Source organism: Kaistella jeonii, from assembly GCF_000812865.1.
GTDB lineage: Bacteria > Bacteroidota > Bacteroidia > Flavobacteriales > Weeksellaceae > Kaistella > Kaistella jeonii.
On the sequence record NZ_JSYL01000007.1, the window covers coordinates 96,332 to 121,914 of the forward strand.

General features: G+C 35.6%; 24 protein-coding genes and 1 tRNA gene. 4 read left to right on the plus strand and 21 right to left on the minus strand.

Translation table 11 applies throughout. The annotated features are described in order from the left end of the window. Nucleotides 1-8: 8 nt before the first annotated feature. From OA86_RS10615 to OA86_RS10625, 3 genes are read right to left on the minus strand one after another with little or no spacing between them, the layout of a single operon-like run. Nucleotides 9-1,004, minus strand: coding sequence for an NADP-dependent oxidoreductase (locus OA86_RS10615; RefSeq protein ID WP_039352786.1), 996 nt, complete (start codon nt 1,002-1,004; stop codon nt 9-11). A 48-nt stretch (nt 1,005-1,052) separates the two neighbouring features. Then, entirely contained in the window at nt 1,053-1,628 is a 576-nt protein-coding gene (locus OA86_RS10620) for a TetR/AcrR family transcriptional regulator (RefSeq protein WP_039352787.1), read from the minus strand. Then, the gene (locus OA86_RS10625; RefSeq protein WP_039352789.1) at nt 1,625-2,023 is read right to left on the minus strand and encodes a DoxX family protein; all 399 of its coding nucleotides are present in this window, start codon (nt 2,021-2,023) and stop codon (nt 1,625-1,627) included. The genes OA86_RS10620 and OA86_RS10625 overlap by 4 nt, the downstream gene beginning before the upstream one ends. A 195-nt stretch (nt 2,024-2,218) precedes the next feature. On the opposite strand from OA86_RS10625, the gene OA86_RS10630 reads away from it, so the two are divergent. Then, entirely contained in the window at nt 2,219-4,342 is a 2,124-nt protein-coding gene (locus OA86_RS10630) for a Tex family protein (RefSeq protein WP_039352791.1), read from the plus strand. A 138-nt stretch (nt 4,343-4,480) separates the two neighbouring features. Here OA86_RS10630 and OA86_RS10635 read toward each other — a convergent pair whose 3' ends face one another. The 7 genes from OA86_RS10635 to OA86_RS10665 all read right to left on the minus strand — a co-directional run bounded on the left by OA86_RS10635 (nt 4,481) and on the right by OA86_RS10665 (nt 11,478). Further along, the gene (locus OA86_RS10635; protein WP_082017322.1) at nt 4,481-5,185 is read right to left on the minus strand and encodes a glycerophosphodiester phosphodiesterase family protein; all 705 of its coding nucleotides are present in this window, start codon (nt 5,183-5,185) and stop codon (nt 4,481-4,483) included. Between the two features lie 98 nt (nt 5,186-5,283). Continuing rightward, on the minus strand, nt 5,284-5,997 hold the full coding sequence (locus tag OA86_RS10640) for a 3-ketoacyl-ACP reductase (RefSeq protein ID WP_039352793.1): 714 nt from the start codon (nt 5,995-5,997) through the stop codon (nt 5,284-5,286). Between the two features lie 181 nt (nt 5,998-6,178). Then, the gene (locus OA86_RS10645; RefSeq protein ID WP_039352796.1) at nt 6,179-8,140 is read right to left on the minus strand and encodes a heavy metal translocating P-type ATPase; all 1,962 of its coding nucleotides are present in this window, start codon (nt 8,138-8,140) and stop codon (nt 6,179-6,181) included. Between the two features lie 45 nt (nt 8,141-8,185). Then, nucleotides 8,186-8,605, minus strand: a complete 420-nt coding sequence (locus OA86_RS10650) for a Fur family transcriptional regulator (RefSeq protein ID WP_039352799.1) — start codon at nt 8,603-8,605, stop codon at nt 8,186-8,188. 83 nt (nt 8,606-8,688) lie between these two features. After that, nucleotides 8,689-9,489 (minus strand): hypothetical protein, encoded by an 801-nt coding sequence (locus tag OA86_RS15715; RefSeq protein ID WP_039352803.1) that lies wholly within the window; start codon nt 9,487-9,489, stop codon nt 8,689-8,691. Between the two features lie 83 nt (nt 9,490-9,572). Beyond that, nucleotides 9,573-10,433: an HIT family protein gene (locus tag OA86_RS10660; RefSeq protein ID WP_039352805.1), complete on the minus strand. Its 861-nt coding sequence runs from the start codon at nt 10,431-10,433 to the stop codon at nt 9,573-9,575. A gap of 1 nt (nt 10,434) precedes the next feature. Continuing rightward, complete coding sequence (locus OA86_RS10665; RefSeq protein WP_039352809.1) at nt 10,435-11,478, minus strand: HNH endonuclease domain-containing protein; 1,044 nt, start codon at nt 11,476-11,478, stop codon at nt 10,435-10,437. Nucleotides 11,479-11,794: 316 nt separating this feature from the next. On the opposite strand from OA86_RS10665, the gene OA86_RS10670 reads away from it, so the two are divergent. After that, nucleotides 11,795-13,219 carry a glycosyltransferase family protein gene (locus OA86_RS10670; RefSeq protein WP_039352811.1) on the plus strand — a complete coding sequence of 475 codons (1,425 nt, stop codon included), beginning with the start codon at nt 11,795-11,797 and terminating at the stop codon, nt 13,217-13,219. Here OA86_RS10670 and OA86_RS10675 read toward each other — a convergent pair. From OA86_RS10675 to OA86_RS10720, 10 genes are all read right to left on the minus strand, one after another. Beyond that, a complete protein-coding gene (locus OA86_RS10675) occupies nt 13,216-13,452 on the minus strand; it encodes a hypothetical protein (RefSeq protein ID WP_039352814.1) in 237 nt (78 codons plus the stop codon). The two genes, OA86_RS10670 and OA86_RS10675, sit on opposite strands and share 4 nt — an antisense overlap. 23 nt (nt 13,453-13,475) lie before the next feature. Then, nucleotides 13,476-14,576 (minus strand): His-Xaa-Ser system radical SAM maturase HxsC, encoded by a 1,101-nt coding sequence (gene hxsC / locus OA86_RS10680; RefSeq protein WP_039352817.1) that lies wholly within the window; start codon nt 14,574-14,576, stop codon nt 13,476-13,478. An 18-nt stretch (nt 14,577-14,594) separates the two neighbouring features. Continuing rightward, complete coding sequence (gene hxsB, locus OA86_RS10685) at nt 14,595-16,079, minus strand: His-Xaa-Ser system radical SAM maturase HxsB (protein ID WP_039352818.1); 1,485 nt, start codon at nt 16,077-16,079, stop codon at nt 14,595-14,597. 3 nt (nt 16,080-16,082) lie between these two features. Next, nucleotides 16,083-16,457 (minus strand): His-Xaa-Ser system protein HxsD, encoded by a 375-nt coding sequence (gene hxsD, locus OA86_RS10690; RefSeq protein WP_052257486.1) that lies wholly within the window; start codon nt 16,455-16,457, stop codon nt 16,083-16,085. Nucleotides 16,458-16,462: 5 nt separating this feature from the next. Then, nucleotides 16,463-16,738, minus strand: coding sequence for a hypothetical protein (locus tag OA86_RS15870; protein ID WP_039352821.1), 276 nt, complete (start codon nt 16,736-16,738; stop codon nt 16,463-16,465). A gap of 338 nt (nt 16,739-17,076) precedes the next feature. Then, a tRNA-Ile gene (locus OA86_RS10700) sits at nt 17,077-17,150 on the minus strand. Between the two features lie 381 nt (nt 17,151-17,531). Continuing rightward, nucleotides 17,532-18,443, minus strand: a complete 912-nt coding sequence (locus tag OA86_RS10705) for an IS3 family transposase (protein ID WP_126340433.1) — start codon at nt 18,441-18,443, stop codon at nt 17,532-17,534. Between the two features lie 5 nt (nt 18,444-18,448). Further along, nucleotides 18,449-18,871 carry a hypothetical protein gene (locus OA86_RS15365; protein ID WP_052257487.1) on the minus strand — a complete coding sequence of 141 codons (423 nt, stop codon included), beginning with the start codon at nt 18,869-18,871 and terminating at the stop codon, nt 18,449-18,451. A gap of 78 nt (nt 18,872-18,949) precedes the next feature. Further along, complete coding sequence (locus tag OA86_RS10715; protein WP_039352824.1) at nt 18,950-19,840, minus strand: Abi family protein; 891 nt, start codon at nt 19,838-19,840, stop codon at nt 18,950-18,952. A gap of 197 nt (nt 19,841-20,037) precedes the next feature. After that, nucleotides 20,038-20,604, minus strand: a complete 567-nt coding sequence (locus OA86_RS10720; RefSeq protein ID WP_039352827.1) for an REP-associated tyrosine transposase — start codon at nt 20,602-20,604, stop codon at nt 20,038-20,040. A 566-nt stretch (nt 20,605-21,170) separates the two neighbouring features. Here OA86_RS10720 and OA86_RS15795 point away from each other — a divergent pair. After that, nucleotides 21,171-21,320 carry a hypothetical protein gene (locus OA86_RS15795; protein ID WP_169743954.1) on the plus strand — a complete coding sequence of 50 codons (150 nt, stop codon included), beginning with the start codon at nt 21,171-21,173 and terminating at the stop codon, nt 21,318-21,320. A 27-nt stretch (nt 21,321-21,347) separates the two neighbouring features. On the opposite strand, the gene OA86_RS10730 is transcribed toward OA86_RS15795, so the two are convergent. Beyond that, nucleotides 21,348-21,605, minus strand: a complete 258-nt coding sequence (locus OA86_RS10730) for a helix-turn-helix transcriptional regulator (protein WP_039352832.1) — start codon at nt 21,603-21,605, stop codon at nt 21,348-21,350. A 970-nt stretch (nt 21,606-22,575) separates the two neighbouring features. Between OA86_RS10730 and OA86_RS10740 the strand changes: the two genes are divergently transcribed. Continuing rightward, nucleotides 22,576-25,578 (plus strand): SusC/RagA family TonB-linked outer membrane protein, encoded by a 3,003-nt coding sequence (locus tag OA86_RS10740; protein ID WP_039352838.1) that lies wholly within the window; start codon nt 22,576-22,578, stop codon nt 25,576-25,578. Nucleotides 25,579-25,583: the final 5 nt, after the last annotated feature.

Sequence of the window (25,583 nt, forward strand, 5' to 3'; positions counted from 1 at the left end):
TTACTGTTTTATATTTTTACGATCATTTTTCCTTCATTCTTCCCTTCAAAAAGGTCCATGAAAGCTTGTGGAATATTTTCAAAACCTTCCACGATGGTTTCTGAATAAGTCAATTTTCCTTCGGATAACCATTGGGATAAATGTTTCATTCCTTCCGGAAACTTTTCCGCATAATTTCCTACGATGAAACCTTGCATCAAAGCAGATTTCCGAATTAAGAAATGTTCAACTCTTGGACCTTGCGGAACTGAAGTATCGTTGTAAGCCGAAATCGCACCACACACAATAATTCTTCCCATTCTGTTGATATTAGCATGAACGCTGTCGGAAATTGTTCCACCAACATTGTCAAAATAAACATCAACTCCATCCGGACAAACTTCTGCAATCGCTTTGGTCATGTCCGTCGTTGTTTTATAATTGATGGCTTCATCAAAACCAAATTTAGATTTTAGCATTTCTACTTTTTCGTCTGTTCCGGCGATTCCAATAACTCTGCAACCTAATATTTTTCCGATCTGACCAACGATGCTTCCGACCGCTCCAGCTGCTCCGGAAACTACAATCGTTTCTCCTTTTTGAGGTTTTCCAATTTCTGTTAATCCGAAATAAGCCGTTAATCCGGTCATTCCCAAAACACCGAGATAGTTAGAAAGTGGTGCAGTTTGATCATCTATTTTCAAAAGGTTTTCTCCTTTTGAAGTTTGAAATTCTTTCCAGTTCAACATTCCAGATACGAAATCTCCTTTTTTGAATTTTTCATTTTGCGATTCTGTAACTTCTGCTAAGACTCCAGAACTCATTGCTTTTTGAAGTTCAAAAGGCGGAACATAAGATTTTGCATCACTCATTCTTCCCCTCAAATAAGGATCTACGGAAACAAATTTTGTTTTCAAAAGAACTTCACTTTCTTTCACGACAGGCATTTCTTCCTCCACCAATTTAAAATCAGAAAGTTGAGGTTTCCCAACTGGACGACTGTTTAGTACTATTGTTTTATTCATTGTGTTGAATTTTTTAATTTTTAAAGAATTAATATTTTGAAAAATAATTTACATTTTAATCGCGTCCCAAGCTGCTTTAAAAGTCTCCGCTTTTGCTTCTTCACTTAAAGTAAAAATTTCCCTTTCCTGCATTCCTAATAAAAAAGAGAGCGGATAAACGGTAAAAGCGTACAAAACAAAGTCGGAAAGAGGTTTTATAATTCCTTCTTTTTTTCCTCTTTCCCAAAGATTTAATAAAGGCTGTAAATTTTTCAATCCTTCTACCCGAATCTCCTCTTCGATCATTGGACTGTTATCACATTGCGATAAGAAGTTGGCTTCTTTAATTTGATTGAGTTTGTAATTAGCGATGTTAAACCAGATGAGTTCAAAACCTTTTTTTACTGATAAATCCTCGGTGTAACCTTGGAAAGCACAATTGCTAAAATCTTCCTTAACCTCTAAATACAACTTGTTGACGAGATCCTGTTTATTTTCGAAATATAGATAAATCGTAGCTGGAGCGACACCTGCGAGTTGTGCAATTTTAGACATCGGCGCATTGTGAAAACCATGATTATTCACCAAAGTCAAGGTTGCGTTCAAAAGCGCAGTTCTCTTGTCGGATATTTTTTCTTTCTTCATCTTGATTCGATTCTTGCCAGTGAAGTAAATTGGTAGGATTTCCAGGAAAGCCAGATCAATACAAATTGAAAAAACAATCGAACATTAGCAACGGTATGACTTCCGATAGCGGGTTGATCTTTTAAAGCATCTGAAATATGAAGCGGCAGGAAAATCAACATCAGAACGAAAATTCCGAACAAGCCGTACTTCGTATATTTTTGATTCAAGAATAAAGTGACGATGCCTAAAAGCAGCTCCACAATTCCCGAAAGATAAACGATTGCCAGCGGAAAATGAAAATAGGAAGGTACGATAGGAACGTAAAATTCAGGATTCAACAAGTGATACACTCCTGAAACCATCATTAAACCTGCTAAAAATATACTTATGATCACCCAAAATATTACTTTCATCTTATTCTTTTTTTTAACTCTACAAAGGTACAATAAAAAAGAATGAACGTTCATTTATTTTATCTATGTGACTATTTTGAAATTTATTTTAAAGAAATTCAGGTTTATGCGATTTAAATTAAGACTTTTAATTTCTTGAAACAATCCTTTCAATTCCTCTTAAACTTCTTATTTTAGCGCATCTAAAAATGCAATATGAATTCCATTGATTATATTAAAAAATCCCTCCAATTATCTGACAACAGCATCAAAGCTACATTGAAATTGTTGTCGGAAGATTGTACTATTCCATTTATCTCCAGATATCGAAAAGACATGACGGGAAATCTGGATGAAGTTCAAATTGAAGGAATTTTCAAACTCAACAAACAGTTTGTGGAAATCGTCAAAAGGAAAGAAAGCATTTTAAAATCGATTGAAGAACAGGATGCTTTAAGTCCAGATTTGAAGAGGAGAATTAATGAAAGTTTTGATCTTCAGGAACTCGAAGATCTGTATTTGCCTTTCAAGAAAAAACGAAAAACAAAAGCCGATGCTGCGAAAGAAAAAGGATTAGAACCTTTGGCAAGAATGATTATGAGTCAAAATTCTAATGATGTAAATTCTTTAGCTTCAAAATATTTGAACGATGAAGTTTCCTCTGAGGAAGAAGCTTTGCAAGGTGCGAGAGATATTATGGCAGAATGGATCAATGAAAATATGTACGTCCGGAAAATTTTGCGGCGATTGTTTCAGCGAAAAGCCATCATCACTTCCAAAGTTGTAAAAGCTAAAAAAGAGGAAGAAGCTGCTCAAAAATTTTCGCAATATTTCGAATGGGAAGAAAGTTTGAACAGAATTCCGTCGCACCGATTATTGGCAATGTTGCGCGCAGAAACGGAAGGTTTCGTAAAAACCAATATTGGAATTGATAAGGAAGAAACTCTGGAATTTATAGAAAATGCCCTCATTAAATCGAATAATGAATGTGCAGATCAAATTGCTTTGGCCATCAAAGATTCTTATAAAAGATTGCTGGAACCTGCCATTTCCAATGAAGCTTTACAGGAAGCGAAAGAAAAAGCCGATCAAAAAGCCATTGAAATATTTTCTGAAAATTTGCGCCAACTCCTCCTCGATTCTCCTTTGGGTGAAAAACGGATTTTGGCCATCGATCCAGGATTTAAAAGCGGTTGTAAAATAGTTTGTCTGGATGAAAAAGGTGATTTGCTGCACAACGAAACCATTTATCCACACGCACCGCAAAATGAAACGGGAATGGCGATGAAAAAAATTCGGTCGCTCGTGAACTCGTTTAATATTGAAGCGATCTCGATTGGAAACGGAACGGCGAGTCGCGAAACTGAATTCTTTATTAAGAAAATTGCTTTCGATAAGCCGCCGCAAGTTTTTGTGGTTTCAGAAGCTGGAGCATCGGTTTATTCTGCGAGTAAAATTGCGAGAGATGAATTCCCGACTTTTGATGTAACGGTTCGTGGAGCGATTTCTATTGGAAGAAGACTTTCCGATCCGTTGGCTGAATTGGTGAAGATTGATGCAAAATCTATTGGTGTCGGACAATATCAACACGATGTAGATCAAACGCAATTGAAAAACGAACTCGATTCTACGGTGATGAAATGTGTAAATTCGGTTGGAATTAATTTGAATACAGCGAGTAAATCACTACTTAGCTATGTTTCGGGAATTGGAGAAAAGATGGCAGAAAACATAGTGAATTACCGCACCGAAAATGGCGCTTTTGAAGACCGCAAACAATTAAAGAAAGTTCCAAGATTGGGTGAAAAAGCTTATCAACAAGCCGCAGCATTTATTAGAATTACAAATGGTAAAAATCCTTTGGATAATTCTGCCGTTCATCCGGAAGCATATTCAATTGTAGAAAAAATGGCGAAAGATTTAGGAATTAAAACGAACGACCTCATCGCGAATAAAGAGCAGATTAAAACGATCGATCCTGAAAAATATATTACCGAAACTGTTGGTATTTTAGGAATTAAGGATATTTTGAAAGAACTGGAAAAACCTGGTTTAGATCCAAGAAAAGCAGCTAAAGTTTTTGAATTCGATCCGAATGTAAAATCCATTAAGAATTTAAAAACCGGAATGATTCTTCCCGGAATTATAAACAACATCACAGCGTTTGGCTGTTTCGTAGATGTCGGAATTAAAGAAAGCGGATTGGTTCATATTTCCCAACTGAAAGAAGGTTTTGTGTCGGATGTGAATGAAGTGGTGAAACTGCATCAAGATGTTCAGGTAAGAGTTGTAGAGATTGATGAAGAGCGGAAAAGAGTGCAGTTGAGCATGATTTTGTAACAAGTAATTTTGGGCATTTTCTCGCGAAGACGCAAAGTTTTAAATCATCTTACTTCTGAAAAATTACGGTCGCAAAGAAATTTCACTAAAATCCGTTATGAAAAATATTAAGTTGAGGTTGATTGAATGAAATTCTTTTTACCTATTCATCAATTGATCAGGAATATCAGTGGTGATAAAATCAATTCCTTGTTTTTTTAGCTTTTCGAATATTTCAACATCGTTAACTGTCCAGGAATTGGTTATTAATCCTAAAGTTTTCGCCTGTGAAATCCAAGTAGGATGTTTCAGAAAAACAGAATAATCGTAATCTAAACCATCAAGTTTTTTTTCTTTTATTTCTAAAGGAGAAAGATCTCCTTTCAGATAGTGTACTTTAAAAGTTGGCTCTAATTTTTTGATCTGTTCACAAATATTTAAACTGAAGGAAATAAATTCGGTTTGTGATTCCAATTTCAGTTCCTTGACCGTTTGAATTGTTTTACGAACCAAATCATCTTCCTTTGTTTCCGACTTAATTGGCTTTAACTCTATAATCAGTTTTAAAGTTGGATTCTTTTTCCCTTTTTCTAAATAGTTTTTTAAAGTTGGAATGTTCTCGCCATTTTCTAATTTCTGTTTTTCCAGATCATCAAAATTAGTTTCCGAAATTTTCATGGTGCCATGATTCTCATCGTGCTTGATGACCAGCACGCCGTCTTTTGACATTCGAACATCGAACTCTGTCCCATAAATATTTAATTTCTGAGCATTTTCTAAAGCTTGAAGCGAATTTTTTGCTGTTGGAGGCTCCGTTTGCCAATATCCTCGGTGCGCGATTATTTGAGTTTCTGCTTGCATCATGAACGTTTTAAACGATAAACAACAAAAGCAGGCAAAACTTGCTATTGTTGCTACTATAATAATATTTATTGTATTTGAGTATTTCACAGGAATGAAATTTATGGATTCGTTGAAAAAATAGAACCATTCGCAATTAATACTCTTCTGTTCATTTTTAAAATATCTCTTACCCATTCTGCGAAATCTTCTGGTTGTAAAACGGTGTCTGGATTTCCGTCTGTAAGTCCGCCCTGAATCGACATATCAGAAGCGATCGTACTTGGTGTTAAAGTAATGACGCGGATGTTTTCTTTTCTCCATTCTGCCATCATCGATTGTGATAACGAAACGACCGCTGCTTTTGAAGCTGCATATGCCGACATATTTGGTCCACCTTTTAAACCTGCAGTTGAAGCCACGTTTACAATATCTCCGGCTCCTCTTTCTTTCAAAAATGGATAAACTGCTTTTGCTGCATAATAAACGCCAAACAAATTCGTCTTTATGACTTGCTCCCAAGTTTCAGACGGCATTTCTTCAATACTTCCGAAGTTACCGATTCCGGCATTGTTGATGAGAATATCTACTCCACCCAAATCTTTTGCTAGATCTGCGATTCCTTTTTGCACTGAAGTTTCTTCATCCATACTGAAAATTGCATAAGAAGCCTGAACGCCTAAACCTTTCAATTCTTCAACCGTCGTTTTTAAATTTTCCTCATTTCTTCCGGTAATCCCTATATTAACTCCTTCTTTCGCTAAGATCAAAGCCACGGCTTTTCCAAGACCTCTTCCACCACCAGTAACAATGGCGCTTTTTCCTTTTAAATTCATTTCAATTATTTTTTTGATCCTACAAATTTAGAGAATAAGATATTATTTGAACATGGATCAGTTCAAGTTAACTTCTCTTAACATTTAAATTAGTCGAGTTAGGGAATTGAATTCTTAAACTTCACCCAACGATCCACAACAATGAATACATCAATAATTAAAGAGGAAAAATTCTAGAAGATCAAAAAGTCATTCTCTGAATTCGGACTGCATTTAAAATTGCAAGCATTGCGACTCCGACATCTGCAAAAACGGCTTCCCACATGGTTGCTAAACCACCTGCACCGAGAACTAAGACGACGGCTTTTACTGCAAATGCCAAACTGATATTCTGCCACACAATCTTTTTCGTCTGCTTCCCAATATTGATCGCCATTGGGATTTTGCTCGGTTTATCATCCTGAATAACGATATCTGCAGTTTCTATCGTGGCATCACTTCCGAGACCGCCCATTGCAATTCCAACATCGCTCAAGGCTACAACCGGCGCATCATTGACGCCATCGCCCACAAAAGCGACACTTTGATTCAGCGCTTTAATTTCTTTCAGTTTATTCACTTTATCTTCCGGAAGCAAGTCTCCGAAAGCATTTGCAATCCCCAACTGTTCCGCGACATATTTCACCACCGCCGTTTTGTCGCCACTCAACATGGTCGTTTTCACGCCTAAAGCTTTTAACTTTTGTATGGTTAACTGAGCATCTTCCTTAATAACATCTGCAATCGTGAGGTAGCCCACAAATTTTTGATCAAAAGCAATTGCGATCAAGGTATACACAATATTGGCGTGATTTAAGTCGTACAAAATGTTGAACTGATCCAGCAATTTGAAATTTCCAACCAACAATTCTTTTCCTTTAATGGTCGCCTTTAAACCTTGACCAGCAATTTCTTCCACATTTTCCAAAACGAGAGAATGATCGACCTCGCCCACAAATTCATGAATAGCAGTCGCGATCGGATGCGTACTTTGACTTTCCAGAGCATTGACCATGAGGAGAATTTCTTCTTTATTAAATCCAGGTTGAAAATTAACTTCCTGAACTTTGAAAACCCCTTCTGTCATGGTGCCGGTTTTATCCATGACCACGTTTTGGATATTAGCAAGAAGATCTAAAAAATTACTGCCTTTAATTAAAATTCCGTTCCGACTTCCGGCACCAATTCCTCCAAAATAACCGAGCGGAATCGAGATCACCAAAGCGCAAGGACAGGAAATTACAAGGAAAACGAGCGCTCTGTAAAGCCAGTCCCGAAATACGTAATCATTTACTATAAAGTAAGGTAAGAATGTAATTCCGAGAGCGAGAAAAACCACGATCGGCGTATAAACTTTCGCGAATTTCCGGATGAATAATTCAGTTGGTGCTTTCTGAGAAGTTGCATTCTGAACCATTTCTAAGATCTTACTCAACTTGCTGTCTTCGTAAGCGGCGGTTACTTTGATCTGACTTACCGTGTTGAGATTGATCATTCCTGCTAAGACTTTTTCCCCTTTTATTTTGGTAGAGGGTTTGCTTTCACCCGTTAATGCAGCGGTATTAAAGGAGGCTTTTTCAGAAAGTAATTCTCCATCAAGACCTAATTTTTCCCCGGATTTGAGTTGAATAATTTCATCAATATTTACTTTTTCAGCTTTTACAATTTGAGGTTTGCCGGAAGTGATGACCGTCACCTCATCGGGTCTTTGATCGAGCAAAGCTTTAATATTAGATCGTGCTTTGGTTACTGCCATTATCTGAAAAATTTCTCCGACGGAATAAAAAAGCATTACTGCAACACCTTCCGGATATTCGCCGATCGAAAAAGCACCCACGGTTGCGATTCCCATTAAGAAAAACTCCGAAAAAACATCACCCTGAATGATACTTTGAAAAGCTTCTTTTAAAACCGGAATTCCGACCGGAATATAAGCGATAAGATACCAAACGAGGCGGATCCAGCCGGAAAACCATTTGGGTTCTAGCCAGTAATCGAAAACAATTCCGAGAAGTAAAAGGATAAAAGAGATGATGGCCGGAAGAAAAAGCTGGAAAGTCGTTTGATCTCCCGTTTCGTGAGAATGATCGTGATCGTGATCGTGACCTTCATGTTCCGAATGAGTGGGTTGTTTTTTAGATTCTGTACTACAGCATTCCTCCATATTGAATAATTTTATTGCAAAGGTAACGGTATAGCAAATGCAATGCTATTGCAAACTTTCGAGGCAATTTTCGCAAATTCCTTTTGCAAAAAGCCGGATCTCATCAATTCTAAAATTTCCCTGCACCGATTCTGGAAAGGAAATATCTTCTTTGCAGGTCGTTTGTTTACAGATCTTGCAGTAGAAATGCAGATGCCAGTCTTTGTGCGTTTTTTCGTCGCAATCATCATGACACAACTTATATCTCGTCGTAGAATTCTCCTGAATGCTGTGGACAATTCCTTTTTCTTCAAAAGTTTTTAGAGTTCTGTAAATGGTTGTGCGATCGGCATTGTCAAAATGATTTTCAATTTCAGAAAGCGAAAGTGCCGCTTCCTGCACGCTTAAAAAGTCATAAACCAAAATCCGCATGCTGGTCGGTTTTGTATTTTTATGAAGAAGTTTTGATTCAATTTTTTGAGACATGAGACGAAATTTTGTAGGATTTCTAAAGGAACAAAGATAAATTCAAAATTGTCAGAAAGCTACCGAAATTTTATTCAACTTACTTAAGCTCTTAATAACTGGGAGATCTGATGAACCACCGCAGTTGGATGCGCTCCTTGCTGCAAAGAGTCGGCTGCGATCTTAAAAGCTAAAATCTCGAGTCCCAGTTCTTTTCCTTTCTTTTCAATCATTTTGAGGAGTTCTTGCATCTCAATTTGGTAACCGGACATTTCAAAACTCTCCAGCATTTTCTCCGCAATCTCCTGATCGGTTTCCCCAAAAGCTTTTGCGGCGATGAGTGGCAAAATAAATTCGTCATCTAAAAAAGATTCATCCGTATGCGGAAATTCGGTTAAAAGCGCTGTATAATCGAATCTTGTTTTTGCACTTTCCAGAATATAATCGGTAACGGAATCCAGTTCTTCATCAGAAAGATGGCTGAATTGATCCTCGTCGTCCTCATCATCATCTTCCTCGTCAAAATCCTCCTCGTCTTCATCGAAATCATCATCTTCCTTAAAATCTTCTTCATCATCCTCAACTTCAAATTGATCAGATGTAAGATTCAAATTTGATGGTGATTGAATTTTCCGCATTTCCTGTTGAACCAATTTGTAAAAATCATCGAAACGAAAATCATATTTCAGATCGAGTTCTTTGAGTTCTTCCTCAACCTCTTCCAAAAGCTCAGCGTCTTCTTCAAAGATCTCCTCTTCTGTCGCGACCTCACGAAGCCAGATTTTGTCGCGTTGCAACATACTATACACGCGAAAAATAACTTCCTTCGCCTGTTTATGGTCATCATCCTGAATGAGGATATCAAAGGCGGAAAGGTTTTCGAGATAGAAGTTTTTGTCGATCATTTGTAGGGTTTGTTAAAATTGAAGAGGCAAATTTAGAAAAATGAGTTGGAAAAAGCTGAACTTGAAAGTTCTTTAATAGAATTTTAATACTCTTTTTTGTGAGGAATAACTCCTCTGATTCCACCTCTCGGATTGACAACATCTCCACTGTATCTGGGAATAATGTGAATGTGCGAATGCCAAATCGTTTGTCCAGCTTCTCCATTTATATTGATTCCGATATTGAAACCAGCTGGATTATATTTTTCTTGAAGAATTTTTTGAACTTTATTTACAACGATCCAACAAGCAGTTTGTTCCTTGAGTGTTAATTCGAAATAATTTGAAACCAGTCTTTTAGGAACAATCAAAGCGTGTCCTGCTGAAACTGGAAATTTATCAGAGAAAGAAAAAACTGTAGCTGTTTCCACTATTAATTCTCTGGTTTCCTCTCCTATCAAAAATGGAGACAACGTTTCATTTCCTCTATTTGCTGTTGTATAATGTAGATACTCATAGATTTCACAATTTTCATTTTTAAAAATTGAGACATATGGAAGTTTGATAATACATTGAAATGTTTCTTTCTTATGCACTTTATGAATTCTAAAACCTTCGTACTGAATATCTCTTCTTACTGCAAAGTAGGCTTTCCCGTTTGGTTTTAGAAGATGTGAAACATTCATTAAAACTTCTGCTTGTTCTTCTGGAAGCAGGACATTAAGAACATAGAAACATAAAATTGTATCAAATTGTTCGGTCGGAAAATTTGGAAAATAAAAAGGATCATAACCAACAATGTCAAAACCTTTTTCTTTTAAAATTTCTACATCTTTTCCAATACCACAACCAAAGTCAAGAATCTTTCCAACTAATTTGTTTTGCTTTTGGATAATTCGCGCTGGATAAGAAAGTGACGTTCTCTCAATCGCGGTTAGGTGAGTATTTGGATTTTGATTATTCATTTTACATTAATAAAAAACCATTATTACTTGCAATGGTAATCAGTGGCTGAACACTTTCTTTATATCGTAGATAATTAAAATCATCTACACTTTCTAATATTGGGAATATGGTTAGATATTCTTCGATGAATTTATTCTTTGGGTTTTTATCTTTCACTATCTCAAATGCCATTTTTTGAAGATAGAAAAACTTATCAAAATACCTTTCAATGGAAGGAAGTTTGTCACTTTTGGAAGAATTAAAAGATTTATCTATAGGAACAAGATTCCATATCAAATCGTGAGAAACAAAAGCATGAGGAACAAAATGATCCAATGCGAAATTTCTGTCTTCTAAAGTTAATTTGTTTCCGGTAAAAATACATTCGATAAAACCTTTATCCTCAAATACTATTTTCCAGTATTGATTAGTTTGTTTTGACAGACCATTTCTAACCGGAGGCTTAATCAATTTATTAGGAATGTCGGGAACATTTGGATTTCTATTTTGTAAAAACAATGCTAAATTCCAGTAGCAGAAATCTTTTATAATTTTTGAATTTAATTGTAAGTATTCAATCCATTCCGCATTAATTACAATCTTATCAGAATGAAGTGCATATATGCAATTGTTTTCGAAAGATTGTGAAGCAATATAAATCTCGTTCCTGTTCTTGCTCGGAAACCACGAAGAAAGAAACCAATGTGGAACATTTTTATCAAAATGAAATAAATTTTTTCTTGTAGATTTAATGGAAGAATTTTCCAGAGTGGAATTTATATTATCTTTTTTCGCATCAATAGTTAGATTTTCAGAAATCAATATTTCTTCTACTGCTGTTTGAAATTTATCCTGCTTTCCAAAAGACAAATGAAAATAATTGATGGTGTACCACGAATTACTGATCATTCTTGCGAAAATTTTTGTTTTAGGAATTTCTATAATTCCTTCTTCGACTAATTCAACAATACTTAATAACCAATAGAATTTATAGGTTGCAGAAGTATTGTTGAAAACAGAAGCTAAATTGGAAGTTGATAAATTTTTTGCAAAAGGGAGATTCATTTTGAAATTAAATTATAGTGATAATATTGAATATGTACAAGCAGGCTCAAAAGGATACCAGCAATAATTTTTCACCTAAATACTAGGTGAATTTAACTCTTTATAGCCAAACATTCAACATCTTTAAATAGTTATGTGAAAAAAGTTCTGTTTAATTATATCTTTTAAAACGGGTTAAATATTAAGTTTATTTTAAATTATTAATTGTACATTCAATTATTATATATTAATTATAAATTCAATTATTATATATTCATTTTAAAACAGATACATTACACTTACTATTAGTTCCTACTTTTATTCGCATAATCATTAAATGAAAAAAATTTACTTCTTAGTTTTTACGATTGCCATATTTTTTTTGAGTCGATTACTTTTCCTGGAATTTAATTTTTGGGGATTAGAATATGAGGACTCATTTATTTATTATGATAATGCATTGAATTTTGAAAATCATATCTTAAACAAAGAAAATATTTTTCAGTGCATTTCATGTGATATTGGATCTTATAAAGATTGTATATCGTACCTATCATATGGTGCTCATTATACAACTTTTGCTTACGTAGTGTACAATTTCAATAAAATATTTGGAAGTGATTATATTAATATTTTCCTTCTTAATTTAATAATTACATTCGGAATATTAATGGCATTTTATACCTTTGAAAAAGAAAAAGGTCAAAGAGTAATTTTCACATTAATTCTTAGTTTAACGCCATTCTATCCTTTATTTTCAACTACAGGAAATTCAGAAATATTTTCTTCACTTTTTGTGTTTCTTTGTTTAATTCTAACTTCTCAATATTTTAAAAAAGGAAGTAATAAATATTTCTACTATTTTTTATTATGTGCAAGTATTGCAAGTATTTCTAACAGAGAGAACTTTATATTATTCATAATCTTTGCAATAATTTTACTTTTTTATAAAGTGAAATATCATTTGCACATTGCATTTAATATTATCGCAATCACTCTGACCTCACTTCTATTAACATTAATATTAGGAGTATATGATACGGAAATGGAATATTCCAGTGACATTGGAAGTAGTACTTTTTCATTAAAATATCTATTTGATAATACAGTTGCTTTTTTTAAAGGAATGATGTCTTTTGAACTTTGGGGAATATCAGGTGTTTTGCTTATAATATCTATTTTTCTTTTTTTCTTTAAAAAAGAAAGTAATAAATTTATCTACTTAGTAGTATTATTTATTGGAAGTTATTACCTAGTTACTTTTCTTCACTATCGACATTATAATTATCTTTTGACTGGTAGAGTTACTCCCTTTGAAACCTTAAGATATACTACAACTTTCTTTCCTTTAATAGCAATATTTATTAGCTATTATTTAAATTTGATTTATTTAAAGTACTCTGATAAAACTATTATAGCATCTGCTCTCATAATTCCAATTTTAATTTATCAAACTTTCGAAACTAGGAAAAACTTTTCCAATGATGAGAAGTACTCGCGAATAGAGCCAGTTTTAGAAGTTCTTAGAATTCATGAAAAAAATGATTTAATTGTAACTGAATTCCCAATTGTAGCAAAGATTTATGCGAAGGAAAATGCAATGGTTGCGGACTTAAGATCTTTAAAAAACGTAAAAATTGACGATTTTAAGAGAATTTATTTTTTATTAGGCAAAGATCACACATATGAAATACCAAAGTCTTTTAGGCTAAAGAAAATTAAAGAAATTAATGAGTATAATATTTATATTCTAGAACATTAATGACGAATAAAAAATAATACTATAAAGACCGATATGCTGATTTGTGCAATTAAAAGAATGCAACCGGTAGAAGTTTTATTATAAAGTTTGTTATAAACAGCTTTCTTTGGATTTGTAAATAAACCGTATCCTTTAGGAACTTTAAATCCCAGATTGTCTCTTAAATATCTTTTAGGAGATATTTGAGCTGAAATTCTTTTCTTTAAACTGGGGGTTCTAAATCCAAATTTCATAACCTAATAATTTATAAAAATTATTACACGAATGGAGTAACATGTTTCCCTTTCATATCCAAATTCCATCTAAAGAAACCTGCACATTCCTCTTTCTTTTTACAAAGATCACAGACTTCCAAATACTCATTTTTCCAATCAGAAATAGATTTTTTCGCAAATTCATGTGACTTTTCATTCAATAAACATAACTGGGTATTATAGATTGAAACCCTCATACCTTTCTTATTCAAAAATAAAACAGCCTCTTCTAGCTCTTCTTTGTAATCAAAAGGATCAACCCACAATTTATCCATGTTGAATGGGGTATATCCTATATTTTCTAAGCCCATAAAGGTTACATGCTCAATGAATGGTAAATTTTTATAAATATATTGTGAAAGGTTTTTTAGTCTCCCGATTGTTTGTTTATGTAAAACAATTCTTAATTCTAACCTTATATTGTATCTATTTAAATTGTGTAATCCTAAAATAGTTTGATAAAATGCGTTTTTGGCTTGTACTATATAGTCGTGTTGTTGATAAAAATCAGAATATAATGGTATTCCTAACATCATATTAGGATTGTTTATTTTACCTAATCTTTCAGCCCAATGATTTTTTGCAAAATTTCTACCATTTGTCAATACATGGATGCTTGTATCTGGTAGTTCATGTGATATTTGTTGGATTAGATTAAAAAAATTATCACCCAATATGGTGGGTTCACCACCTGATACTCCCAATTCAAAACAGTCCTTGGGAATTAAAGGAATGGCTTTGGAGTGGATGTAATGCCAAACCTTTGTATCATCCTTATCTTTTGGAGGTTGCGAGCACATTAGGCAATTACTATTACACCGTTCTGTAAATAGGAGTGTGTTATGAAATGAATTTTTTCTGTAGAGAATATTTATTCCGCCTGCTCCATTTATTGAAACAACATCTTCTAAACTGAAATCACAAATATTCTTTATATTAAAAACTTGCTTTGATTTATTTGGTAAATACTCCTTAGTTACAAAGACAATATCTCCATCAATAGAATGAACCTCAATAAATTCTTCCTCGGAATTTTTGAAACTTACTTTACCAATAAAAATTTCCTCTATATTTTCAGCCTTACCTTTTGTTCTTAAATTCATTGTACCTCAAAATTTTAACTAGTGCGTCCTTGGCGCAACCCATCCTTCGAAGATTTCTTTAATTTCAGGATTCTCATCCATTAGCTCTAATAAATATTCAATGACACTCATGTTTTTTTCACAGAAGTCACTTGTTGGTCTATAACCATACATATTACCTTGAGTGGCATGATTGTGAACTGGATCAGCACCACAATACTGTTGGAATGCACATTCTGAGCATCCTGTCAGTGCTTCATTTGCCCATACTTCTGAAATTTCCATTGCCTTATCTCCGAAATAAAGTTCTTCATAGGAATTTTCAAGTGTTCCTAATTTAAAAGTGAAATCAGCTTGCTCTGCTAGCATTCTACTTTCATCAGTACAATAGACACTTCCATCATAATTATATACTATCACTCCATTAATTAGTCCAGCAGGAGATTGTAAATCAACATAACCTACACCAAATGGAGTAATCATTTTTTGAAGGAAGATTTTAGCTAAATCTTCAGTGAAATATGTTCCATTTAGATTAAACTCCAAAACCTTGTTTAGAGCAACTTTGTAAAATTCAAGGAATTTGGCAGTTTCGTATTTAGTTTTCTCAGTACGTAATGCAAAACCATAAGGACTGATATTTCTTAGAAAAATACCTGAAAAACCTCTATTGAAATACTCTTCAACGATTTCTATTGGATAGTCAAGAGAATATTTTGTGGTAGTCATTAGTGCAGAAACTTGATCATGCCCAAGAATTTCTCTAGCTAAGTTAATTCCATTTGTTGCGAACTCATAACTACTTGCGCGTGGTTTATGCCTATTATGATCATGGACATGTTTTGGGCCATCTAATGATGTTGATATAAGTATTTTATGTTCTTTACAATACTGTAAAATTTCTTCATTAACAACAGCTAAATTTGTGCAAACAACGAGAGTTAATCCTTTACCTACTTTGGAAGTTTCTACTTCCGCTTTTTCAACTGCATATTTTATTCTATCAAATGCTAACAATGCTTCACCTCCTTGAAACTCCATGGTCACATGAGGGTTTGGTGATCTAAGCATGTACTCTATACCTCTATCAATATTTTCAATACTCATATCGAACATATCCTTATTTTCTGTTGCTCGAGAAACTTGGCAATAAAAACAAGTATGTTCACATCGAAGAGTAATTACAAATATATGTAACCCAGTAAAATAATTAAGAAAATGCTTTTTTGTTCTGTATCTGGTAGCTAAAACATCAATAAGTGGGCTGATTCTTTCCTCTGATATAAAAAAATTTGCTAATAAGTTAGCATATAAATCTTCATCATCTTCCTTTGACACTTGCCTTTTTACAATTTTTTCTACAGTTCCTGGATCTACTATGATAAAATCACCTACCTCATTCACAATAACTTCTTTATTGTTTTTTAATCGGTGAAATTTAAAGGGGAGTAAAAAATAATTATCTTGTTTAAGGTTATAATAATTAAAATCCTTAAACTTCCTATCTGCTCTTAATACTTCCATAATTTATTGTACAGTTCCTAAAAAATCTTCAAATTCACCAGGAGGCTCTTCATCAAATTCACCAGATGAAAATGCTTTTGCAACTAATAGATCTCTAATATTCTTTGTTTCTTTAGTAATTATATCTCGTAACTGATAATCATTAATGTCATTAATGAATTTAGATACAAAAAGTTTAACCTTGTTATGGTCCAGAGATAGATCTTCAGATTTCGGACTAATATTTAATGCGTAATATTCAATTTTCTCAGGATGCTCATCTATAACTATGTTCCAATTATTACCATACCAGTATATACACTTAAAAAGTGCATCAAGTGTGTATAAACTTTTATTAAAGTACAGATGAATTGTATTTTCTTTAAAAATATAATCCATAGATGTTATACAAAAGAACTCGATCTATGCGATGAGTGTGATGAATGCGAACTATGTGATGAGTGCGAACCATGCTGAGCAATAAGTCTACTAGCCTCAGGATTGCTAGGATTTAACTTAAGTACAGTTATTGGTTTTTTAGTTTTATTTGAAATAATATTCACATTCCCATCATTACTTAACGTGTTTTCGACGCTATTGTCCGCAGTGACTCCAATAATTGCAGCTAAAGCACTTCCAAAGATAGAAGCAGCAGCTAAAGATAATTTTTTCTTTTCCATAATTTAAAATTTCATGTCAAAAGCAAATATATACAATTAGTAACAATTTACAAATATAAATGACAGATATAAATGAAATTAACTAATTTATTAACTGTTTTTTAAATAAACAATTCAATAAGTTATTAGAATAATAATGGTATTCGAATTTATTTTCAATCTATTTAGTTTATTTTTAGAATTATTTTCTTTCATTTTAATTGGATTATAAAATAATATCACATAAAAGTCCAATTTTTATTTTTAATGTGTTCAAACAATTAAAAATCAATTTCCAAGTAGAGATTTAATATTAAAAAAACACCTACCTCGCGGTAAGTGCTTCCATTCCAATGTTGTGGCCCCACCTGGGCTCGAACCAGGGACTTGCTGATTATGAGTCAGCTACTCTAACCAGCTGAGTTATAGGGCCTAACTTTATTTCCGGAGAAATTGAAGTCTCAATTGGGTTTGCAAAAATAGCGTTTTTTTGAAATAATCAAAATTTATTTGAGGTTTTTCCTGAGAAATATATTTGAGAAGAGGGATTTGGGATGTTGGAGGAGGGAAGATGGATGTTTGACCCGTCCTAAAAAAAGTTTACAGATTTAACTTTTATTTATTGATAGTCCTTGTACAAATTTACATTTAAATTTTAGTCCTAAAATAGTTTTACATTTGTTGTTATCAACTGAAGCGGAAATTAGCTCTGCTGAGGAGCAACTAATGAGGAATAGGTTGATCAGATAAGGTAAACTCAGGATTTCGGTTCTGAGTTTTTTAATACCTATTCTGAAGATATGCCTAAAAAAACCTACCGTATGATTTCGCATGCTTGGTGTGTTTGATAGTAATTTTTCCATAATCGTTTTATTTCCAAGTCCGTATTATTGTTGTGTACTTGAGATGGAGCCGCATAGCCAATGCTTGAGTGAGGACGATCTTCATTGTATAGCTTGACAACTGATTTTAGGACCTCTTTTGCTTTTGAAAGAGATGTTATCTCATAATCAAATAAATACTCACCCTTTATTATTCCATTAATACGCTCTGCAATAGCGTTTTCTAGTGGATCACCATTCTGCGTCATTGATATTGCGATATTGCTTTTCTTTAGCGTTTTTACATAAACTGAACTACAATATTGTGAACCTCGATCGGAATGATGCAGGAGTCCATCAGCACCTGGTTTCAGTGTTTTAATTGCCATTTTCAAAGCAGCTACACTTTCTACAGCCTCCATTGTATCAGCAACTTGATAACCAACGATTTTTCTTGAATAAGCATCCGTAATAAAGCTGATGTAGTAGTGCCCACCTTTTGTTTTCCAGTAAGTGATATCACTCACCCAAACATGATTAGGACCAAGAGGTTCTATCTCTCTAATCAAGTTGGGATACTTCTTCATCCAATGATTCGAGTTAGTGGTTACATGATAACGTTTTCGCTGTTTTATGAGTAGATTATGATCCCTAAGTAAATCAAAAAAAGCATCCCTACCCATTTTTATATGATGTTCATCCATAAAATCCTCTAGTTTAAAAAATAATTTTCTTCCGCCTAAACGATTATGATTTTTACGAATATCGCCGATTTTGCCCAGCAATATCTCTTGCTCGATTAAATCCTGTTGAACGCGATTTTTACTTTGGTAATAAGCCTGTCTGGTCACACCAAACCATGAGCATAAGTCGGCTAAACTTATACTCTTGAAGTTTTCCTTCATTATTTCTATAGCTTGGTATTGGACTTTTTTCGGATAGGAATATTAAACTCTTTTTCAGCAATATCTACCATGGTTGAAAAAGCAATGGCTTTCATTTCAGCTGTTTGCAACTGTTTTTCCAACTCTGATATTCGTTTCTTGAGTTTGAGCATCTCAAAATCATCAGAAATTTGTGATTTTTCTTTGTTTTGCTTTGGCATAATCTCAAAATTAGTGTTTTTTGCGAATTTATCATCAATACCAAATTTACGCATCCACATCGTTATTTTACCATTTTCAGATGGATACCCAGTATAACGGCTATAAACTGTTTGCTTGGTCTCATTCCCAGAGAGATAATCTTCGATAATCAACTTTTTCTCATGATCTGTGAAATACAGCTTGTTGTTACGCCACTGTCCTAAAATGGCTATACTTTCTTGATTCATTTTTACACTTTTTTGTGTAAACCTATTTTAGGACAAGTCAAAATCCCAACGATCGTTAGGATTTAGAGCAGCTATTTACTACTTTAACCAGGTTGCTTCGTTTTCCCAATCACTTGGAAAGCCCATTAGTTCAGGGTTTACTTTGTACTCCTTTATTAATTTTGCAATTCTTTGAGTAAACTTGTTAGATGGATTAAATGGTTCAAGAAGTCTATGTATGATGGATACAATTCCATATACAGTTGTATTGAAATCATCAGGTATATTTCCTTTAAAATTATATTTTTTTCTACTTGGAATAGCAGGTCTGTCGGCAGTTACTTTTTTATTCCACAGTCTTGAAGCACAAATATTTCTTACGTTATTGATATAAATTAAATATCCAGATAAAATAGATGAGACTTGTTTAAATTCATTAGCAATCTCATTTTTTATTTCTTCATTTTTTAAAGCGGAATAAAGTCTCGCAAGTTTTCCAAATGATAATATTTCTAACGCCATATTTGAAGGCGGATATTTTTCACCTGAATACTTTCTTTTAAATGAAATTAAAAAACGTTCTTTTGGATCACTAAATGCATTAAATATTTCATTTATAATAATTTCATGCGATCTATGATCTGCAAATAGATTTTGGTCTAGATACCAGTAAAAACCATATTTAATAGAATATTTATTCGATAGTTTTGCACGTACACAAACTTCGATTCTTTCAATGTATTCACTGATTATACCTCTTAAAGCTTTATCAAATTTATATAAATTTATAATTTCATCATAATTGCTATTGGTAACAAATTTATTATTATCATTTTTATCTTGTAAATGAAACATATATCCAGTTAATCTATAATATCCAATGGAATCTAAATACTTTTCAGCTCTGTGCTCATCATCAATAATTAACCCTCTTTCTCTAAGAAGTTTAATATGTTCAATGTTAGCATATGGCTCTTTTGCGTACTTCATAAAAAAAATAAGCCCTGCAAAGTGTGCTTATATCAGAGGCATGCAGGGGATTTATATTGCAAATATAATTAATTAAATAATTATGTGCAAATTTTTATGCCTGTTTTTGTAAAAACAGTAATCATTGCTCAGAAAATTCTAATCTCAATTACGGTTTCCCCCGCTGCCGCACGAATCCTTTCGTGTGGTCTTCTCTATTAAATCCCATAATATCTAAATACTTCAATATTTTCTAAAAGTCCCTTTTCATCGGCATAATCAATCGCACTGCTGTATCGGTAATCCTCCGCCCTAAAAACCAAGCCCGCTTCCACAGGGTTTTGATGAACATAATCGATTTTTTGTTTAATTACGCTGTTGCTCCACAATTCAATCGGTTTATTATCATGACGCCAAAACTGATACTGAGTGACATTTGAACTTTTCGCACCTTCTTTTCTAAAAAATTCGAGTAAGAATTCTTTTCGGCTTTCTTTAGGATTTTCTATAATCGCTTTTACAATTGCTTTACTGGTAAATCGCTTCAAGTCACCGATCAGCAGTTCGGGTTTCTGACCTTTTACACTTCTAAAAACAAAATGAACATGACTGCTCATTATGCACCAAGCGTGGATTTCTAATCCTTTTTCTTTTTGGCAGAACCTGACACTTTCCAGAAACAGATCCTTATACTCATTCCTTATAAAGATATCGAGCCACCCCACCACTGCGAAGCTGATAAAATAAAGCCCTTCTGGATTATGGAATTTATAATTTCTACTCATTGCTGGTTTTTGTTAAGTAAAAATACTGTTTATCCCATTAAAAGACAGAAATTATTTGAAGTATAGAAATTTATTTATGGTGACCACGGAAAGGATTCGCGCGGCAGCGGGGGTTAAGTAAAAATACTGTTTATCCCATTAAAAGACAGAAATTATTTGAAATACAGAAATTTATTTATGGTGACCACGCGAAAGGATTCGCGCGGCAGCGGGGGCTAACGATGGCTGCAGCAATTATCAAAGGTATAATAGTTACAATGTACCACGCGATGCAATCGCGCGGCAGCGGGGGAAAGGATTCGCGCGGCAGCGGGGGAGGGATTCCGGCAGCGGGGGACCACGCGAAAGGATTCGCGCGGCAGCGGGGGGGCGCGGCAGCGGGGGCTGTACATCGTGCCATAATTTAAAGTAATTTATTGGTTTTGGGTGAAGTTATATGTATTACTTTCCAAATATATTATTATTCTATATAAGTACCTTAAGCTTTCCCAAAAAACACAAAAAAAGGGTCTTTACACCCTTTCTATACAAAGTTTTTCAATGATATATTTGCAAAAACCAATCCCATGAAAACCCTTAAAATCTATAACATCATCGCAGTAATAATCATAATCGTACTTTGCGCTTGGGTCGTAAATCTTCAAAAAGATTTAAAAGAAACTGAAGAAATTCTGCAACAAGGCTCAGATAGATATTATAAAGCAATCGGAAAGTAAAGAAAAAGACAGAGCTCGTCTTAGGATTTAATTCTCATCAATGAAAATTGGACTATCAAAAAATTCTTTAAGAGTTTTATCAAGTCCTTTACATATTTTATTTATACTGTAAATTGATATGCCTCTATTATTAGAGAGGCTTTCCCAACTATTTATTTGCTGTTTATCAACACCTAACTCATGAGCAAATTCTACTTGCTTATCTGTTTTATTACCGCGTAACTCAATTATCCTTAAGATAATCTTTTTTCTTAAAGCTTTATCTTCCTCACTCAATTTTGGCATTTAGCAATTTTGCTAATATTTTAAAATAAATGGTAAATCATATGCTTTACTTCTAATATTTTTATTATATTTGTCTTATGATTATATCTAAAGATGTAATTTTGCGATACTTCAAAGAATATTAGAAGCTATTGCTTAGAATCTTGTACTAGAAAACTGGTAATTTTTAAACACGCAAGATGATAAGTAAAGTAGCTCACGCTTCGGCGTGGGCTCACTTATCACGTGTGTGGGTATACCAGTACCTCTAGTGCGGATATGTTGAGACCCACGCTGTTTTGTATTCAGATTTCTCAATTACTAAGCCCGCTTTCTATAACACATAGTTGAACGACACTTACAATGGTTCCAAAACCATTGCGGCTTCACAGCTTCGCGGGAAATTGGGTTCTTTCAAAAACCCTCATATAAACTAACCTTCATGCTCCAAATCATGAAAAAATTCATCCTCCACTTCAACGACCCGTAAGATCATACATCCGACATTGTACATTGTACAAAAAAAGCACTTCATATCACTTTTTTTCAGCGGATTTGCCTTTAGCAGGAAAGCACTTTTTTTCATCATTTGTGTAGTCTCGCTTTCCTCTAAAGCAAGTCTGATAAAAAAGAAAGCAGAACCAATAACGTATAAATAACTCAAACATCCATCATCCACTTGTGCTGAGCTTGCCGAAGCATCACCCAACATCCATCAATAAAAAGGATTCGTCTTCAGCGGGAAAGTGCCCCACTTCATAAGGTGTTTCTACCCTCTTTCCCCTGAGACAATCCGATTTTAAAACAAGGAATAATAATCAACTTTTTAATAAAAAAACAAATGGTATAAAATCTACATTAGAACACCGCGAAACTCGGATTCCGTAACCCGCACCCCGAAAACAAAAAAGCCCTCTCCCTAAAGTTTGCAGACCCCACAGGAAAGAGCACAGTATTTAATTAAAGTCTAACTAAAAACCATTACAAAACTATGAAAAAAATCCTATCACCCATAGGACTTGTTTCCTGTTGCCTGATATTTTCTGCCGTACACGCGCAGGTCAAGGCACAAACCCGCATAGTCACGGGACAGGTAAACAATGGAGAAAAACCCATTGCAGGAGCAACAATCGCTCAGCAGGATACTACCCAAATGACCACCACCTCATCATCTGGCGCATTCACGCTTCAAATTATTGGAGAAAATCCCGTACTCATCATCAGGCATCCTGAATACAACGAGCAAAAAATCCTTCTGGATGCAAAAACTAATTTCACTATTGCTCTTACCGAAAAAGTGAAGTCAATCGAAGAAGTGGTGCTGAACGCTGGATACTACAATGTAAAAGCCAAAGAAAGCACGGGCAGCATCGCAAAAGTGTTGGCGAAGGATATTGAAAATCAGCCCGTGAACAATGTGCTTTCTACAATACAGGGCAGAATAGCAGGAGTGAGTATAACGCAGAACAGCGGAACGCCGGGAGGAGGATACGATGTTCAGATCAGAGGAAGGAACAGTTTACGAAATCTGCTGAACAGTATGACAGACGGGAATGCTCCGCTGTACATTATCGACGGCGTACCTGCCGCCACCTCTCTAAGCTCGACCCTTTCGGCGGGAGCACTGCCCCTGCAGAGCATCAACCCATTAAACAGCATCAATCCAAATGATATTGCAAGCATTGAAGTACTGAAAGATGCTGATGCCACGGCAATCTATGGAAGCCGGGGCGGCAATGGGGTAATTCTGGTGACGACCAAGAAAGGAAAGGCTTCACCAGTAAGGCTTACCGTGAACAGCAACCAAAGCTTCAGTCAGGTAGGCAGTAAACTGAAGATGATGAACAGTGCGGAATATACAGCCATGCGCCAACAGGCATATGCCAATGTGGGTACAGTTTCCTATCCTGCCAATGCGTATGACCTCAACGGTGCATGGGACCAGACGCGATACACCGACTGGCAGCAGGAACTTATAGGTAGCACGGCAGTAAACACCAATGTACTCGCATCGGTATCCGGAGGATCGGAAAAGAACACTTTTTCGGTAAGTGCAGGATATGCCGACCAAACTTCCGTATTTCCGGGCGATCAGCATTATAAAACCAATACGTTCTCTTCGCATTTCGACCACCGCTCTGCGGATCAGCGATTCAACCTGGGCTTGAGCAACAACTTTACGGTGACGGGAAATACAACGCTTAATTTAGATCTCACCAACAAAGCACTGGGACTGTCGCCCACTGCACCGGCACTGTACGATAACACCGGCCACCTGAACTGGGAAAAAAATACGTTCAATAATCCGTTGGCGCAGCTGAATGCACGGTATATGAACAGAACAAAACACCTGAATCAGAACCTGACTTCTTCGTACAGGATAGGTCACGATTTCACGGTGAAACTGAACGCTGGTTTTACACTGGAACATCTGGACGAACGTTCACAGATTCCGAATACGATTTATAACCCTGCTTACGGGTTGACAACCGATTATTCCTCCTCCTCGCAAGCCAGCAGCGATGCATTTTCTTACCTGCTTGAACCGCAGGTGACGTGGGTGAAAAAATATGGCAGCAGCGAGTGGAGTTTGCTATCGGGAATCACCTTCCAGCAAAGCATCACGCAGAATTCCGCCATCAACGGGTATGGGTTTGCAAGCAATGCCCTGCTCGACAATGTTGCGTCTGCGACCACCGTCACTGTTTCACCTTCCAAGGAGAATCAGTACCGTTATGCCGCGGTTTTTGGGCGGATCAATTATCAGTACAAGAACCGGTATATTGCGAACCTCACGGCTCGAAGAGATGGCTCGAGCCGGTTCGGGCCGAGTCACCGGTTTGCCAATTTCGGTGCGCTGGGTGCTGCCTGGATTCTTTCAGAGGAAAAATTCCTGAAAGAAGTGCCGTGGCTATCGTTCGCAAAGTTGAGAGGCAGTTACGGGCGCACGGGAAGCGACGCCATCGGCGATTTTCAGTTCACCGACACGTACAGCATCGGCTATAATGCCTACGACGGTATGCCCGGCCTTTATCCGTCGCGACTGTATAATCCGGATTTCTCGTGGGAGCAAACCGACAAGACAGAAGCAGCACTTGAAGTTTCGCTTTTCAAAGAGCGCATCAACTTGACTGCGGCTTGGTACCGCAACCGGTCGTCGAATCAGCTGGTGGGTACTCCCCTGCCCGCCACTACAGGTTTTACATCCATCCTCGCCAACTTAGGTGCCACAGTAGAAAATCGAGGGTTCGAATTTGAACTGAATACTACGCCGCTGAAAAGCAAGGACTGGAAATGGACGGCCTCCTTTAACATCAGCCTGCCGCAAAATAAGCTCTTGGCTTTTCCGGGACTGGAAGGTTCTACCTATGCCAATCGGTATGTAATCGGAGAGTCAATCTATGCAGTGAAACTTCTGGATTATCAGGGTATTGACGCCACGGGTCATTATACCTTTAAGGACTTTAACGGCGACGGAAAAATTGTATCGCCCGATGATGCCCAGATGGTACGAACCTTAGGTCCCCAATATTTTGGAGGATTGCAGAACACCCTGAGTTACCACAACTTCAGTCTGGCTTTTCTCCTGCAATTTGTGAAGCAGGAAGGATGGAATTATTTCCACACGATGTCTACGCCAGGACTGATGGTAAACCAGCCCGCAGAATTGCTGAATGTATGGTCACCTTCCAACACCGGCGGCATCATCATGCCTTACACACCGGGCAACGATGCGGTTACGAATGCGCTGACAGAACATTTGATGAACAGTACCGCAGCCGTAAGTGACGCCTCCTTCCTACGGCTGAAAAATATTCAGTTGAATTACCGCGTCCCGATGCACAATACACTGGTACACGATGCTACGGTGTATTTGCAGGGTCAAAACCTGTGGACGTGGACAAAGTATTTCGGTCTTGATCCAGAATTTGTGACATCAGGATTCTTACCGCCATTAAAAACCCTTTCTCTGGGATTTCAATTAACCTTTTAAAACCA

Excerpts from the sequence above, each read along its gene's own strand:
- OA86_RS10615 (WP_039352786.1), bottom strand. The coding sequence starts at position 1,004 with ATGAATAAAACAATAGTACTAAACAGTCGTCCAGTTGGGAAACCTCAA.
- OA86_RS10620 (WP_039352787.1), bottom strand. The coding sequence starts at position 1,628 with ATGAAGAAAGAAAAAATATCCGACAAGAGAACTGCGCTTTTGAACGCA.
- OA86_RS10625 (WP_039352789.1), bottom strand. The coding sequence starts at position 2,023 with ATGAAAGTAATATTTTGGGTGATCATAAGTATATTTTTAGCAGGTTTA.
- OA86_RS10630 (WP_039352791.1), top strand. The coding sequence starts at position 2,219 with ATGAATTCCATTGATTATATTAAAAAATCCCTCCAATTATCTGACAAC.
- OA86_RS10635 (WP_082017322.1), bottom strand. The coding sequence starts at position 5,185 with ATGATGCAAGCAGAAACTCAAATAATCGCGCACCGAGGATATTGGCAA.
- OA86_RS10640 (WP_039352793.1), bottom strand. The coding sequence starts at position 5,997 with ATGAATTTAAAAGGAAAAAGCGCCATTGTTACTGGTGGTGGAAGAGGT.
- OA86_RS10645 (WP_039352796.1), bottom strand. The coding sequence starts at position 8,140 with ATGGAGGAATGCTGTAGTACAGAATCTAAAAAACAACCCACTCATTCG.
- OA86_RS10650 (WP_039352799.1), bottom strand. The coding sequence starts at position 8,605 with ATGTCTCAAAAAATTGAATCAAAACTTCTTCATAAAAATACAAAACCG.
- OA86_RS15715 (WP_039352803.1), bottom strand. The coding sequence starts at position 9,489 with ATGATCGACAAAAACTTCTATCTCGAAAACCTTTCCGCCTTTGATATC.
- OA86_RS10660 (WP_039352805.1), bottom strand. The coding sequence starts at position 10,433 with ATGAATAATCAAAATCCAAATACTCACCTAACCGCGATTGAGAGAACG.
- OA86_RS10665 (WP_039352809.1), bottom strand. The coding sequence starts at position 11,478 with ATGAATCTCCCTTTTGCAAAAAATTTATCAACTTCCAATTTAGCTTCT.
- OA86_RS10670 (WP_039352811.1), top strand. The coding sequence starts at position 11,795 with ATGAAAAAAATTTACTTCTTAGTTTTTACGATTGCCATATTTTTTTTG.
- OA86_RS10675 (WP_039352814.1), bottom strand. The coding sequence starts at position 13,452 with ATGAAATTTGGATTTAGAACCCCCAGTTTAAAGAAAAGAATTTCAGCT.
- hxsC (WP_039352817.1), bottom strand. The coding sequence starts at position 14,576 with ATGAATTTAAGAACAAAAGGTAAGGCTGAAAATATAGAGGAAATTTTT.
- hxsB (WP_039352818.1), bottom strand. The coding sequence starts at position 16,079 with ATGGAAGTATTAAGAGCAGATAGGAAGTTTAAGGATTTTAATTATTAT.
- hxsD (WP_052257486.1), bottom strand. The coding sequence starts at position 16,457 with ATGGATTATATTTTTAAAGAAAATACAATTCATCTGTACTTTAATAAA.
- OA86_RS15870 (WP_039352821.1), bottom strand. The coding sequence starts at position 16,738 with ATGGAAAAGAAAAAATTATCTTTAGCTGCTGCTTCTATCTTTGGAAGT.
- OA86_RS10705 (WP_126340433.1), bottom strand. The coding sequence starts at position 18,443 with ATGAAGGAAAACTTCAAGAGTATAAGTTTAGCCGACTTATGCTCATGG.
- OA86_RS15365 (WP_052257487.1), bottom strand. The coding sequence starts at position 18,871 with ATGAATCAAGAAAGTATAGCCATTTTAGGACAGTGGCGTAACAACAAG.
- OA86_RS10715 (WP_039352824.1), bottom strand. The coding sequence starts at position 19,840 with ATGAAGTACGCAAAAGAGCCATATGCTAACATTGAACATATTAAACTT.
- OA86_RS10720 (WP_039352827.1), bottom strand. The coding sequence starts at position 20,604 with ATGAGTAGAAATTATAAATTCCATAATCCAGAAGGGCTTTATTTTATC.
- OA86_RS15795 (WP_169743954.1), top strand. The coding sequence starts at position 21,171 with ATGAAAACCCTTAAAATCTATAACATCATCGCAGTAATAATCATAATC.
- OA86_RS10730 (WP_039352832.1), bottom strand. The coding sequence starts at position 21,605 with ATGCCAAAATTGAGTGAGGAAGATAAAGCTTTAAGAAAAAAGATTATC.
- OA86_RS10740 (WP_039352838.1), top strand. The coding sequence starts at position 22,576 with ATGAAAAAAATCCTATCACCCATAGGACTTGTTTCCTGTTGCCTGATA.